Annotated in this window: 11 protein-coding genes and 1 pseudogene; 10 read left to right on the plus strand and 2 right to left on the minus strand. The window is 62.2% G+C overall.

Annotated features, from left to right (window positions below; genetic code table 11):
* Positions 1 to 29 precede the first annotated feature (29 nt).
* From AC5O5R_RS00405 to AC5O5R_RS00430, 6 genes and pseudogenes are all read left to right on the plus strand, one after another.
* Positions 30 to 647, plus strand: a complete 618-nt coding sequence (locus tag AC5O5R_RS00405) for a c-type cytochrome (RefSeq protein WP_172226614.1) — start codon at positions 30 to 32, stop codon at positions 645 to 647.
* 284 nt (positions 648 to 931) lie between these two features.
* Positions 932 to 1567, plus strand: coding sequence for a thiol:disulfide interchange protein DsbA (gene dsbA / locus AC5O5R_RS00410; protein WP_172226611.1), 636 nt, complete (start codon positions 932 to 934; stop codon positions 1565 to 1567).
* Positions 1568 to 1601: 34 nt separating this feature from the next.
* Positions 1602 to 2434 (plus strand): annotated as a pseudogene (locus AC5O5R_RS00415) (endonuclease/exonuclease/phosphatase family protein).
* 27 nt (positions 2435 to 2461) lie between these two features.
* Entirely contained in the window at positions 2462 to 4402 is a 1941-nt protein-coding gene (locus AC5O5R_RS00420) for a GGDEF domain-containing protein (protein WP_172226605.1), read from the plus strand.
* Between the two features lie 79 nt (positions 4403 to 4481).
* Complete coding sequence (locus tag AC5O5R_RS00425; protein ID WP_172226595.1) at positions 4482 to 5270, plus strand: N-acetylmuramoyl-L-alanine amidase; 789 nt, start codon at positions 4482 to 4484, stop codon at positions 5268 to 5270.
* A gap of 87 nt (positions 5271 to 5357) precedes the next feature.
* The gene (locus tag AC5O5R_RS00430) at positions 5358 to 6962 is read left to right on the plus strand and encodes an EAL domain-containing protein (protein ID WP_172226592.1); all 1605 of its coding nucleotides are present in this window, start codon (positions 5358 to 5360) and stop codon (positions 6960 to 6962) included.
* 184 nt (positions 6963 to 7146) lie between these two features.
* On the opposite strand, the gene AC5O5R_RS00435 is transcribed toward AC5O5R_RS00430, so the two are convergent.
* Together AC5O5R_RS00435 and algB are read right to left on the minus strand one after the other, a co-directional pair.
* Positions 7147 to 8913, minus strand: coding sequence for a KinB sensor domain-containing domain (locus AC5O5R_RS00435; protein ID WP_172226589.1), 1767 nt, complete (start codon positions 8911 to 8913; stop codon positions 7147 to 7149).
* 11 nt (positions 8914 to 8924) lie between these two features.
* Positions 8925 to 10271: a sigma-54-dependent response regulator transcription factor AlgB gene (gene algB, locus AC5O5R_RS00440; protein ID WP_172226586.1), complete on the minus strand. Its 1347-nt coding sequence runs from the start codon at positions 10269 to 10271 to the stop codon at positions 8925 to 8927.
* A 212-nt stretch (positions 10272 to 10483) separates the two neighbouring features.
* On the opposite strand from algB, the gene AC5O5R_RS00445 reads away from it, so the two are divergent.
* The 4 genes from AC5O5R_RS00445 (at position 10484) to AC5O5R_RS00460 (ending at position 12439) form a co-directional block, all read left to right on the plus strand.
* Positions 10484 to 11305: a BON domain-containing protein gene (locus tag AC5O5R_RS00445; RefSeq protein ID WP_172226583.1), complete on the plus strand. Its 822-nt coding sequence runs from the start codon at positions 10484 to 10486 to the stop codon at positions 11303 to 11305.
* 174 nt (positions 11306 to 11479) lie between these two features.
* The gene (locus AC5O5R_RS00450) at positions 11480 to 11770 is read left to right on the plus strand and encodes a hypothetical protein (RefSeq protein WP_172226580.1); all 291 of its coding nucleotides are present in this window, start codon (positions 11480 to 11482) and stop codon (positions 11768 to 11770) included.
* Between the two features lie 34 nt (positions 11771 to 11804).
* Positions 11805 to 11966, plus strand: a complete 162-nt coding sequence (locus tag AC5O5R_RS00455; protein ID WP_003252966.1) for a DUF1328 domain-containing protein — start codon at positions 11805 to 11807, stop codon at positions 11964 to 11966.
* Positions 11967 to 11968: 2 nt separating this feature from the next.
* Positions 11969 to 12439 carry an inhibitor of vertebrate lysozyme family protein gene (locus tag AC5O5R_RS00460; RefSeq protein ID WP_172226577.1) on the plus strand — a complete coding sequence of 157 codons (471 nt, stop codon included), beginning with the start codon at positions 11969 to 11971 and terminating at the stop codon, positions 12437 to 12439.
* Positions 12440 to 13019 lie beyond the last annotated feature (580 nt).

Raw genomic sequence — 13019 nt, forward strand, 5'->3', positions numbered from 1 at the left:
TTTCACCCTTAGCCGTGTTGGATTAGCTGATGAACAAACTAGTCGTGAGTCTGCTGTTGACCCTGGGGGTCGCGGGTGCGGCCACTGCTGCGCAAACTGTCAAAGGCGATGCCGCCGCCGGCCAGGCCAAGACGGCCGTCTGTGGCGCCTGCCACAACCCCGACGGCAACAGCCTGGCACCGAACTTCCCGAAACTGGCTGGGCAGGGCGAGCGCTACCTTGAAAAACAACTGCACGATATCAAGTCCGGCAAGCGTACCGTGCTGGAAATGACCGGGATGCTGGCCGCGTTCAGCGATCAGGACCTGGCCGACATCGCCGCCTATTTCTCCAGCCAGAAAGGCAGCGTGGGTGCCGCCGATCCCAAGCTGGTGGAACGTGGCCGTGCGCTGTTCAACGGTGGCGACCTGGAGAAAGGCATGCCTGCCTGCACCGGCTGCCACTCGCCGAACGGCGCGGGTATCGCCTTGGCTGGCTTCCCGCACCTGGGCGGGCAGCACTCCCAGTACGTGAGCAAACAGTTGACCGAGTTCCGCGAGGGTGTGCGCACCAACGATGGCGATGCGATGACCATGCGGACCATCGCCGGCAAGCTGAGCAACCATGATATCGAAGCGTTGGCCAGCTACATCCAGGGCCTGCACTGAGGCTTTCGACCGCCTGTGATGGCCCTATCGCCGGCAAGCCAGCGCCCACATGGACCGCGCCGCCCTCAAGCCCTGCGCCATCCCTGTGGGAGCCGGCTTGCCGGCGATAGGGCCGTCAAGGGCACTGCATTAACTTTCAGTTAATGTTGTAGGCCAATGATGAAAGGGTGGCCGGGCTGCCCTTTTTTCCGTCCGCTGCCGGTACACTACAGAACTCGAGCCCTTCCCGGCCTGTCTCAATTCAGGTCGCGTCGAGGTGACCCATGACTGCTCAGGAGTAAAGCATGCGTAAACTGATTCTCAGCGCTGCGCTGGTCGCTGCCAGCGTATTCGGTATGGCTGCCGTCCAGGCAGCCGAGCCTGCCACGGCTGGCAAGGAATATATCGAGCTGAGCAACCCTGTTCCGGTGTCCGTGCCTGGCAAGATCGAAGTGGTCGAGCTGTTCTGGTATGGCTGCCCTCATTGCTACCATTTCGAGCCGACCATCAATCCATGGGCCGATAAGCTTCCGGCCGACGTCAATTTCAAGCGTATTCCTGCCATGTTCGGCGGCCCTTGGGACGCTCACGGCCAGATGTTCCTGACCCTCGAGGCCATGGGCGTCGAGCAGAAGGTGCACGCGGCGGTGTTCGACGCCATCCAGAACCAGCACAAGCGTCTGACCGACAAGAATGACATGGCCGATTTCCTCGCAACCCAAGGCGTGGACAAGGACAAGTTCCTCGCGACCTTCGATTCGTTCGCCATCAAGGGCCAGGTACAGAAGGCCAAAGAGCTGGCGAAAAAATACGAAATTACTGGTGTGCCAGCCATGGTGGTCAACGGCAAGTACCGTTTCGACCTGGGCACTGCTGGCGGGCCGGAAGGCGTGCTGAACGTCGCCGACCAGCTGATCGACAAGGAGCGCGCCGCCAAGTAGGCGGCGTAACCCATGCCCCGCTTCAGAACCACGCGTGGCATTGGCCTGCACCAGCCGCAGGTCAACGAGCATCACCTGCAGGCCTCGGGCCTGCCCGAGGATGGTCGCCTGCGGCTGCTTAGCTTCAACATCCAGGTGGGCATCAGCACCGAGCGCTACCGGCACTACCTGACCCGCAGCTGGCAGCACCTGCTGCCGCATACCGGGCGGGCCGGCAACCTGCAGAAGATCGGCAAGTTGCTGGGTGACTTCGATCTGGTGGCCTTGCAGGAGGCCGACGGCGGCAGCATGCGGTCGGGCTACATCAACCAGGTCGAACACCTGGCTCATCTGGGCGCCTTCCCCTATTGGTATCAGCAGCTCAACCGTAACCTCGGCCGTTTCGCCCAGCACAGCAATGGCGTGCTCAGCCGCCTGAAGCCGCAACTGCTCGAAGACCACCCGTTGCCGGGCCCGGCTGGCCGCGGTGCGATCCTGGTGCGGTTTGGCGAGGGCGAAGATGCGCTGATCGTAGTGATGATGCACCTGGCACTGGGCGCCAAGACCCGCGCCCTGCAGCTGGGCTACATTCGTGAGCTGATCGGCGGCTACCGCCATCAGGTGCTGATGGGCGACATGAATACCCATGCCACCGACCTGCTGCAGCACTCGCCGCTGCGCGACCTGGGCCTGATCGCGCCTCAGGTCGAAGCCACCTTCCCGAGTTGGCGACCACAGCGTTGCCTGGACCATATCCTGCTCAGCCCAAGCCTCACGCTGGAGCGTGTCGAGGTGTTGGCGCAGCCAATTTCAGACCACCTTCCCGTTGCCGTCGAGATTCGATTGCCTGATGCATTGACTGTGGATACGCTGCCGGTTTTGAGCTAATTGCCATCACCGTTTGCGGACCCGGGCATGACTGAAGACGCTGAGCGCTGGAAAGAGAAATACCTCAAGAGCATCGAGCAGCAGGAAAAGCTGGAGCGCCGCTGGGACGCCCGTCTCGACCTGCTGCGTCGCGGCCTGGTGCGCAGCACCCTGGCTGCCGAAGGCAGTGACAAGGTGGTGGACGAGTGCATGAAGGAAATGCGCGAGGTCATCCGCAGCGACAACATGGACGCCGGCCTCGCCGGGTTGATCCCGCGCCTTGAAAAAGCCGTGCTGGACTCTGAACAGCGCCGGGAAAACCGCATGCACCAGGTCGGCGATGCGTTGACCGCACTGGTGGGCCAGCTGCAAGGCCTGCCGCTGCCCAACGATATCTCCCGGCCCCTGAAAAAGCTGGCGAAGAAGCTCGACGGCGGGGTTGCCCAGTCACGCGACCTGCCGCCGTTGCTGGGCGAATTGAGCGGCTTGCAGGGTCGCGCGTTGTCCGCCCTCGGCAAGCCGGAGGAGGAAGCCCGGCCTGGTTTTTTGCAGCGCTTGTTCGGCAGCCGCGAGGACGACGGCCAAGGTGAGGCAGAACTGGCAACGGTGGTGCCGGCTGCTGCCGACACACATCCCCAGGCCACACCAGCCAATATCGGGGTATTGCAGCCCGAAGACGTCGATGTGCTTCAGCCACTGCCCGCCCCCTCAGCCCCCGCAGAAGCGCTGGTCGTTACCCGCGACCCCGAGCTGGAGCCAGCAGGCCCGGCATTGATCGAGTCGGTGGAGATGCCGTCAGCCTCGCAGTCGCAGCCGTCACAGGCAGAAGTGCCAGCGCTACAGATTGGCGCCGACGACGAACCTTCGGCAGAGCCTCTATCAACCCTCGAAGAAACCTTCGGTGAAGACGGGCCCTACGCCCTGCCCTACGCGGTGGAGCCGCCGTACAGTCAGGTTGCCGCGCACATCGAGCAGACTTTGATCGGCCTGCTTGACGACCTCAGCTTGCCCGAGCGGCACAAGGCCCAGGCCCTGGAAATGCGCGAGCGGGTCGCCCGCGGTTTGAACTGGTATGAGCTGATTCCGGTACTGGATGACCTGGCAGTGCTGCTGCTGGCAATCAACGACAGCGGCCAGCACGAATTCGAAACCTACCTGCAGCAGATCAACGAACGCCTTGAGGGTTTTCAGAGCCATCTGCAAGAGGCCAGCGCCGGCCACGCTGACAACAGTAGCGCTGCGCGTGAGCTGGATACGCAGCTGCGTGAGCACGTCGACGGCCTGCAGAGCAGCGTGCAGGGTGCCGCCGACGTGGACAGCCTGAAGCACATTCTGGAAAACCGCCTGGAAGGCCTGTTGGTGACCATGGACGAGCACAAGCACGAACGTGACCGCCGCGAGCTGGAACTGGCGGGGCGCCTGCATGGGTTGTCGGAGCGGGTGGCGAACATGGAGCAAGAAGCGCTGGGCTACCGTGAGCACCTCGAGGAGCAGCGCCAGAAAGCCTTGCTCGACCCGCTTACCGGCTTGCCTAACCGTGCGGCCTGGAGCGAACGAGTTGAACGCGAAATGCTCGAATGGCAGGAAAACGGCGGCCATCTGGCGATGGCGATCCTCGATCTTGACCATTTCAAGCGCATCAACGACAGCTACGGGCACCTGGCCGGGGACAAGGTGTTGAAGATTGTCGCCGACCAACTGCGCAAGCGCTTGCGCGGCCGTGACTTCATCGCCCGCTTTGGCGGCGAGGAGTTTGTCCTGCTGCTGCCACAGACGCCGCCAGCCGCCGCCGCCCAGATGGCCGAGGTGCTGCGCGCAGCCGTCGAGGCATGCCCGTTCCACTTCAAGGGCGAACGGGTGGTGATCACCACCTCCATCGGGCTGGCTGCGTTCCGTTCGGGCGAGCGCGGCGATCAGGTGCTGAAACGCGCCGATGCGGCGTTGTACCGGGCCAAGGAGCAGGGGCGCAATCGCGTCGAGCAGGGTTGACCCAAAGCGGCTGGCCCGTGGCAAGCGCGCCCTCGGCCAGCACGTTATACTGTAGCGCTCATACGCTGAGGCCACCGACGTGTTTTCCACGCTGAAAAAAACCCTGATTTCCTTGCTGCTGCTGTTTGTAGCAGGTTGCTCCACGGGCCTGCGGATAGACCGCAGCCACCCTTCCGCCAACCACGACAACCGCATCCAGTTCGTTGTCCTGCATTACACCAATGCCTCGCTGGAGCGCTCCCTCGCCTTGCTTACCCAGGGTGAGGTCAGTAGCCATTACCTGATCGGCGATGGTCCGGCGACGGTCTACCAACTGGTGGATGAAAGCCGCCGCGCCTGGCATGCCGGTGATAGCCAATGGCAGGGGCGCACCTGGCTGAACTCCTCGTCGATCGGTATCGAGATCGTCAACCCGGGGTTCACCGAAACGCCGAGTGGTCGGGTCTGGCACCCTTACAGCGAGGCCCAGGTGCAGTCGCTGATCGCGCTGCTCAAGGACATCGTCAAGCGCAACAACATCGAACCACGGCACATCATCGGCCACAGCGACATTGCTCCGTCGCGCAAGCTGGACCCAGGCCCGTTGTTCCCTTGGAAGCGTTTGGCAGATGCCGGGCTGGGTGTCTGGCCGGACGCCAATGCCGTGGCACGCCAGCAGGCTTACTTCAGCGTCAACCCACCAGGCATTGGCTGGTACCAGCAGGAGCTGCGCCGGTTTGGCTACGCCATCGAGCAGACTGGGGTGCTGGATGTGGCCACCCGCCATACGCTTGCAGCGTTCCAGATGCGTTTCCGCCCACAACGCTTCGACGGCATGCCTGACGCCCAGACCGCTGCGATGTTGCAGGTGCTCAACCGGATGCGTTGAGCCGGCAGCAGCCCAAGCGAGGCGCTAAACGGTGAGGGTGATTATTGATTCAGTTGCTATACCTTAGTAATCAACTGGATGCCTTTGATGTCAGCACTCATCACCTTGCTGCGCCAAATTTTCTACCGCCCCTGGATGCTGGCCACCTTGGCAGCATTGGCCAGCGCCGCTCTGTTGCTGTCTGCCAGCATCGGCATTGCCTTGCAACAGATGAAGCAAAGTGAAAGCGAACAGATGAATGCCCAGGGCGAGCGGTTTCTCGATCGCCTCGAGCAGGTGTTCGGCCAGTTGCGCGAAGGCGTGGATGTTTTGCAGGCGCAGCCCTTGCGGGGCTGCAGCCCGGCAATGCTGACGGCTTTGCAGCAAGTCGGCCTGAGTTCTCGCTTCATCTATGAAGCCGCCTATGTAGATGGCGATGTGGCCTGCTCCAACCGGGGTGACGAGCGCGCGTTCGTGCCGCTGCGGGCCCCCGATATCCAGGGCCCGACATACAGCTACTGGCTTAATACCACCACCGAACCGAACGAGAACCTGGCGGCACTGATGCTGGGTCGGGGCAAATTTCTGGTTTCCACATCCCGTGGGCACCTGACCGATGTGGTGGACCTGCCACCGGGCGGCAGCCTGGTAGTGGTGCTGGACAACGGCGCGCGCGCCATCCCCGTGCTGGGCCCGCCACAGGTGTGGCCGCCGCCCTCGGCCTGGTCCAACAGCGACAAGTCGCTGCTCGAACTCAGCGATCGACTGATCTACCGCATGCCCACCAAGTCACCGGATTACCAGCTGGTACTGATTGCGCCGCGGGCAAGCCTGCCGCTGAGAATGAACGGCATGCTCTGGCTGCTGTTCCCCGGTAGCGTGCTCGCGGCCTGTTGCATTGGCTGGCTGGTGTTGCAGTTGATCCTGCAACGGCGCTCGATGAGCTCGGAACTGCAGCACGCCTTGCGTCGTGGAGAACTGCAGGTGCTGTATCAGCCGATTTTCGAGCTCGACAGCCGGCGCTGCGTGGGGGCCGAAGCACTGGTGCGCTGGCGCCGCCCGGACGGCACCCTGACCAGCCCGGACCTGTTCATCCCGCTGGCTGAAAACACCGGGCAGATTCGGCAGATCACCGACTTTGTGCTGCAGCGCGTGCTCGAGCAGCTGGGGCAGCTGCTGCGCTCGCACCCCAAGTTGTACATCTCGGTAAACCTGGCGGCGTGCGATGTGATGGTGCCGCGGATTGGCCGGGTGGCGGCGCGCCTGTTGGCGCTTCACCGGGTATCGGCAACCCAGATTGCCTTCGAAGTGACCGAGCGCGGCCTGATCGACGTGGTGGTCGCCCGCGATAACCTGCAGGCGCTGCGTTCCGTTGGGCACCAGGTGCTGATCGATGATTTCGGTACTGGCTATTGCAGCCTGGCATACCTGCAAACCCTGCCGGTGGACTGCCTGAAGATCGACAAGGCGTTCATCGATGCGCTAGGGCATGATGCCGCCAGCAGCGGTGTCGCCCCGCATATCATCCGCATGGCCCATGACCTGCACCTGCGGGTGATTGCCGAAGGCATCGAGTGCGAGGACCAGGCGGTGCTGCTGAACAGCGAAGGGGTCAACTATGGCCAGGGCTGGCTGTTTGCCCGGCCATTGAACGCCCGGCAATTCGCCGAGCTGGTGACCCGCGGGCAGCTGCCGCGGCGGGTCGAGCATTGAGTCAGCTCCCACAGGGATCGCATCTGGGCTCACAGGCCCTGCACACCTAGCGGCAAGCACCTGTCAGCCCTGATGCAACTTGCCAAAGCCCATGGAATTTCCTACAGGTACCGCACAGCTGCCAAGTGCGGCGCTATCCCTGTGGGAGCTGGCTTGCCGGCGATGAGGCCGGCACAGGAGAAACTCATACCGGCAGTGCCATATAGAACTGCGTGCCCTGCCCTGGCCGGGAAAACACGCCCATGCGCCCGCCGTGCAACTGCACGATCTCCTTGCACAACGCCAGCCCCAGCCCCGCGCCACCCTTCTTGCGGCCTACCTGCACGAAGGGTTCGAAAATGCGCCCCTGCTGTCCATAGGCAATGCCTTCGCCATTGTCTTCCACGCTGATGATCACCCGCTCCGCATGGCGCCGGGCATGCAGGCGAATGCGCCCGCCGTTGGCGGTATGGCGGATGGCATTGTGCAACAGGTTGTCCAGTACCCGGTCCAGTTGCGCAACGTCGGCCTGGATGCGCGGCAGCGGCGGCTCCAGGGCATTGATCAACTCGATCTGCTTGTGCGCCGCCTGCTGGTCAAAGCGCAGCTGCGCGCGCTCCAGCAACTCGTCGATGGCACAAGGCGCCAGCTCGAGCTTCTGCAGCCCGCTCTGGTAGCGGCTGAAGTTGAGCAGGTCGTTGATCAGCTGGGTCAGGCGTTGCATTTCCTCGCCGATGGTTTCCAGCAGGTCGTTTTCCCGCGCTTCGGCGGGAAACTTGACCCGCTCGCGCAACAGGCCGAAGGCCATGTGCATACCGGTGACCGGGGTGCGAAGCTCGTGTGAGGCACGCAGTACGAATTCGCTGCGCACGCGCTCGAACGCGCGCTGTTCGGTTACGTCATGCAGCACCATCACCGCGCCAAGGATCGGGCCTTGCGGGTGGCTGACCGGGGTCAGGCTATAGGTGAGCAGGCGCGTTTCCTCGTCGACCTCGATGCTCAGGTCGTCTGGCGCACGGTCCAGGCTGCCGCCGCGCAGCACCTGGCGCAGCTGGTGTTCCAGCTCTGGTCGCTGCAGGGCTTCGGCCAGGCTGCTGCCAACCCGGCTGTCATTCCAGCCCAGTTGGCGATGGGCTACCGGGTTGAGGTGCTCCAGGCGGCCCTGGCGGTCGATGATCAGCAAGCCATCGTCGATGCTGTCGAGCACGGCCTGCAGGCGCTGCTGGCCGGCCAGCAGTTCATCGACATTGGTGGCCTGGTGCTTGCGCAAGGCATCTGCCATGAGGCCGAAGCGGCGGGTCAGCTGGTTCAGTTCGGACGCCTGGGTGACCGGCAGGGTGACGTCGAAATTGCCTTTGCCCAGCTGGTCGGCGGCTTTGGCCAAGGCTTCGATCGGCTGGCCGAAGCGCCGGGCGATGTTGTGCGCAGTGATAAAACCCAGTACCAGCACCACCAGGCCCATCAGGCCGAGCACACCGCTGACCAGCAGGGCCTGATCACGGCTGTTTTCCTCGTTGCGAGTGATGAGGTCCAGGGCCTGTTTGTGGGAATCGATCAGGTCGGTACGAACCTGGTTGAACGCGGCCCCAAGCGGTTGATCGGCGGCCATGCTGCGAGCCGGCGCGGGGCTGTCCCGGTAAGCCTGGAGAAAGGTCTGGTAGTGGCTGCTGGCCTTGCTGAAACCGGTGCGCTCGCCGCCTTGTTCCAACCCTTGGTTGAGCAAGCCCTGGAAGTTTTCCTGCAGCAGCCGCAGGTTTTCCGGGGCGGTGCCTTCGTCGAGAATCAGGGTAAGCTGCTCGCCCAGGTTCTGGCGCAACTTGAGCCCCACTTCCAGGGCGTGGGTGGTCTCGCGCACCAGTTGTTGCTGCACCGTGGCCATCTGCAGCACGCTGACCAGGCCCAGCAGCAGCCCGAGCAGGGCCACCGTGACCAGCGCCGAGATGCTCAGGAACAGCCGCGTGCGCAGCTTCATGGGTGGCCACTTCACAGGTTGTACTGCTTGCGCTTGCGGTACAGCGTTGAGGCATCGATGCCCAAGGTCTTGGCGGCCTGGTCCAGCGTGTCGCTGGCGGCCAGCACGGCGCCGATATGGGCGCGCTCCAGCTCATCCAGGCTTAGCGCGGCGCCCACCCGCGGGGCGTTGCCGGCAGGTTGCTCGCCCATGCCCAGGTGGCTGATTTCGACACGCTCCTGCGGGCAGATGATGCTCGCCCGCTCCACCACGTTGCGCAGTTCGCGAATGTTGCCGGGCCAGCGGTAATTGAGCAGGGCCGCACGGGCTTCATCGCTGAAACCCCGGGCCGGTCGGGAGTATTCCTTGACGAAGCGGGCGAGGAAGCGGTCAGCCAGGGTGAGGATGTCTTCACTGCGCTCGCGCAGGGGCGGCAGGTGCAGGGTGATGACGTTGAGGCGATACAGCAGGTCTTCGCGGAAGCGGCTTTCGCGCACCATCTCTTCGAGGTTGAGGTTGGTCGCGGCCAGAATACGTACATCGGCGCGGCGGGTGACCGGGTCACCCACACGCTCGTATTCCTTGTCCTGGATGAAGCGCAGCAGTTTCGGCTGCAGGGTCAGCGGGAAATCGCCGATCTCGTCGAGGAACAGTGTGCCACCGTCAGCCTGGTTGACCCGCCCCAGGGTGCTTTCGCTGGCGCCGGTGAAGGCCCCGCGGGTGTGGCCGAACAGCTCGCTTTCCATCAGTTCGGCGTTCAGCGACGGGCAGTTGATGGTCACACAGGCTTTGCGCGCGCGCTTGCTCCAGCCGTGGATGGCCCGGGCCAACTCGCCCTTACCGGTACCCGACTCGCCCAGGATGAGGATGTTGGCGTCGGTGGTGGCGACCTGGCGGGCGGTTTCCAGCACCGCCATCATCGCCGGGCTGTGCGAGTCGAGGCCGTCCTTGGGTTTGCGCACTTCGCCTTCCAGGGCTTCCAGGCGCGCCGAAAGCTGACGCACTTCCAGCTGCTTGGCGGTGGCCAGGCGCAACTGGTCCGGGCTGCAGGGCTTGACCAGGTAATCGGCGGCGCCGGCCTGGATGGCGTCGACGGCCGTGTCGATGGCCGAGTGCGCGGTGACAATTACCACCCGCATCCAAGGCGCCTGAATACGCATTTGTGCCAACACGTCGAGGCCGTTGTCTTCCCCCAGGCGTAAATCGAGGAAACACAGGTCGAACACCTGACGCTGCAGCAAGGATTCGGCCTGAGTCGCGCTGTTTGCCGTCGCCACGCTGTAGCCCTCGTCCTCGAGGCAATAGCGGAAGGTGCGCAGGATCGCGGACTCGTCATCCACCAGCAGAATGCGGCCTTGGTTGTCCTGGGCTGATTCCATTTTCCTGCGCTCCTTAGGGTAGATCTTCAATTAGTGTGGGAAAAATCGGGCAAGTTGCATGGTCAATTCTGAAGGATTCTGTCCTTTGCATGCTAGCCAATGGCCAAATAACGGCGGAACGCCGCGATATTCCGATGATTTGCTTAGAGACATGCGGTGGCACATTGGTTGCGACGATTTTCAGCTTTTGCCTACAAAAAGGAGGCTTCGCCATGTCCACTTCCTTTCGTACAGCCGTTGTGGCTGCTGTTTTGCTGCCCTTGATCAACCCGGCGTTTGCCGACCCGGTGCAAGACGCCCGCCTTGAAGGCGCGCTGCAAACCGCCCTTTCGTTAAACCGCATGCTCAACCCGTTCCGCATCAAGGTCGAAGTGGAGGGCAAACAGGCGCGGCTTGTCGGCGAGGTAGAAAACGACGTCGAACGCCAACTGGCCGAACATGTTGCCTTGGCCACCCGGGGCATCGAGCAGGTGGATAACCAGCTGCAGGTCAATGCCCAGTTGGTGGAGCGCCCGCTGGAGCTGCGTGCCTACGCCCAGCGCCTGGAGGATGCCACCCTGGCAGCAGTGATTCGTGCACGGCTGTTGTGGAGCCGTACCACTGAGAAAGCGCCTATAGAAGTCCAGAGCAGTGAAGGCGTGGTGACGCTTCGCGGCAGGGTCGACAGTGTCGAGGCCAAGGAACTGGCGGGTGTGGTGGCACGGACCACCGATGGAGTGCACCTGGTCAACAACCTTGTCAGCCTTGATACAGCTGCCATGGCCAAGGCCAGGGAAACCCCGGTCGGGGCGCCAACCGGGCCGCAACCCAGTGATAGCTGGATCGTCGACAAGATCCAGAACAGCTACCGCTTCAGTCGCAATCTGGATGGCCTGAACCTCAAGGTAGCCAGTGAAGAAGGCATGGTGCGGCTGTCGGGTGAAGTCGTCAGTGCAGAGCAGAAGACCATCGCCCAGGAGATCGCCCGCCAGATCATCGGCGTGCGCGGGGTGGATGCCGACATGCTCAAAATAGCATCCAAGGTCGAGGGCTGATCGTGCAATTCGCACGAGCGCTTGGGTGCCATCGTGCAGGATACGTCCTCAGGTGCACTACGCCGCTTATATAAGCTATTGATTTTTAAGGATTTTATTTTATTCGGCAGGCTGGCATGCAGGCTGCAATTACCTGTTCAGGTTTGAACAAAAATTACAGCAGGAGGAGCCGGCATGAATCGCCAATCCGTCAACCGTTCGCAAGTCGCCGCACTGCCCCTGCGCCAGATGCTGACACTCGGCATGGCGCTGCTGCTGACCTTGGCAGCCGGGCTGTTTTATTACAGCTTGCAGACTGCACGGCTTGCGGATCAGGTAGCGGCGCAGACCGCCCTGCTGGCGCAAATTCAGTCGACCCGTACAAACAATTTCGTCAAGGCAGCCGAGCCGTTGCCTTCTGATACCCACGCCGCGTCGCCGGCCACTCTGGAACATGTCGTGCCTCAGGACCGTTGGGTGTTCTGAGCCGGACTGTTTTGAAAAAGAAAGGAGAAACACCATGCTGAGCTGGGCTATCACTTTCCTCATCATCGCCATTGTCGCTGCCGTTCTGGGCTTCGGTGGTATCGCCGGCGCTGCCACAGGTATTGCGAAGATTCTGTTCATCGTCTTCCTGGTCCTGTTCGTAGCTTCCTTCTTCTTCGGACGCGGTCGAGGTTGAAAATGAGCAGGATGCTCCCGACTGCCCTGGCTGCCGCCCTGCTTCTGGGTGGCAGTGCAGCGGCGATGGCGGCCAATGACGGCCAGGTCCGGGCCGACCAGTTGTTGGGGTCGGACCCTGAGTACCGGCAAGCCTGGCAGGACGCGATCAAAGGCGAGGAACGCCTGCCCGACTGGGTGGTCAACCTGACCGGCAGTGCCGAGCAACAGATGTCTGCCGTTACGGAGGACGGCGACAAATACCTGGTTGGCCCGCTGTGCGAGGCTCAGGAAAAATGTACCTATAAGCGGCTGATCGTGGCGTTCAGCTGGGACAAGGAAGATGCCTACGGCATGCTCGTCGAAGTACCCGAGGGGTTGCCGAGCGACAAGTCGCCTACCCGCCATGCGCAATACCGGTGGCTGGGCGAGCCGGACGACGGCATGAAGGCAATGCTGCAGGAGCAGCTCAAGCGTGACCCGAACTGGTACTGAGCTTTTTCAGGCGGTACGGACGAAAGGTTACGCACTGTCACGTAATAGAAGCTGAACCTTTCTATATTTCAGCCTTCTATGATGCGCCGCCCCGAGGAGGGGCAGCACATGACCAAGGGGCCGGGCTGTTCTGATTGTTACCGGATCGGAGTGGCCTAGGGGTACAGGGAGTGCCTCCAGCAATGGGCCGGGTCAGGAAAGGCGGAATCGGAAGTATCAGGTCGGCGGTGTCATAGGGGCACCTGGCCAGACCTGACTTCCGAGGAGCCATATCGAAACGCCGCTTCCCTTGCGCGTTTTTTCCTCCGAGACACATTTTGTCTTGACCGTACATCAACTTTTTTTCAAATCCCCTGATGCTTGTACAAGTGACATTTCGGCCATTCGGATTGTCGAACAAGCCATCTTCTGTCTCCTTTTCCTACAGTCAAATCTGCCGAAATATGGCGGTTTGGTCTTGTTCGGGATTCCGAACGTTATAAATCAAGCACTTGCGAACCTATCGAGTTGGTCGAAAACGTTATGCATTATGGGCATGGGTCATGCGTTTCCGGCATTAGATTTCCCCCCTTGCCATCGC

This window comes from Pseudomonas sp. 8_5_2 (genome assembly GCF_059295255.1).

Coding starts and splice junctions, on each gene's coding strand:
- AC5O5R_RS00445 (WP_172226583.1), top strand. CDS start 10,484: ATGTCCACTTCCTTTCGTACAGCCGTTGTGGCTGCTGTTTTGCTGCCC.
- AC5O5R_RS00450 (WP_172226580.1), top strand. CDS start 11,480: ATGAATCGCCAATCCGTCAACCGTTCGCAAGTCGCCGCACTGCCCCTG.
- AC5O5R_RS00405 (WP_172226614.1), top strand. CDS start 30: ATGAACAAACTAGTCGTGAGTCTGCTGTTGACCCTGGGGGTCGCGGGT.
- AC5O5R_RS00435 (WP_172226589.1), bottom strand. CDS start 8,913: ATGAAGCTGCGCACGCGGCTGTTCCTGAGCATCTCGGCGCTGGTCACG.
- AC5O5R_RS00455 (WP_003252966.1), top strand. CDS start 11,805: ATGCTGAGCTGGGCTATCACTTTCCTCATCATCGCCATTGTCGCTGCC.
- algB (WP_172226586.1), bottom strand. CDS start 10,271: ATGGAATCAGCCCAGGACAACCAAGGCCGCATTCTGCTGGTGGATGAC.
- dsbA (WP_172226611.1), top strand. CDS start 932: ATGCGTAAACTGATTCTCAGCGCTGCGCTGGTCGCTGCCAGCGTATTC.
- AC5O5R_RS00460 (WP_172226577.1), top strand. CDS start 11,969: ATGAGCAGGATGCTCCCGACTGCCCTGGCTGCCGCCCTGCTTCTGGGT.
- AC5O5R_RS00420 (WP_172226605.1), top strand. CDS start 2,462: ATGACTGAAGACGCTGAGCGCTGGAAAGAGAAATACCTCAAGAGCATC.
- AC5O5R_RS00430 (WP_172226592.1), top strand. CDS start 5,358: ATGTCAGCACTCATCACCTTGCTGCGCCAAATTTTCTACCGCCCCTGG.